1 protein-coding gene is annotated in these 303 nt (G+C 73.3%); it reads left to right on the top strand.

All coding sequences use genetic code 11. The annotated features are described in order from the left end of the window. A partial coding sequence (locus ALMP_RS36035) for an acyltransferase domain-containing protein (RefSeq protein WP_264936472.1) occupies positions 1 to 303 on the top strand: 303 nt, incomplete at both ends.

The following is a 303-nucleotide window of genomic DNA, read 5'->3' on the forward strand; positions in this document are numbered from 1 at the left end:
CGGTCAACGGGCCGCGTTCCACGGTCGTCGCGGGGGATCCCGAAGCCCTCGACGCCCTCCGCGCCCGCTGCGAGCGGCAAGGAGCGCGCGCCCGCGTGATCCCCGTCGACTACGCCTCCCACTCCGCGCACGTCGACCCCCTGGCCGACGAACTCCGCCGCGTGCTCGCCGACATCCGGCCCACCCGGTCGGACACCGCCTTCTACTCGACGGTGACGGGCGGGCGGCTGGACACCAGCGAACTGGACGCCGGTTACTGGTTCCGCAACCTGCGCGAGCCGGTGCGGTTCGAGCCGGTGATAC

It is taken from the genome of Streptomyces sp. A012304, from assembly GCF_026008495.1.
GTDB lineage: Bacteria > Actinomycetota > Actinomycetes > Streptomycetales > Streptomycetaceae > Streptomyces.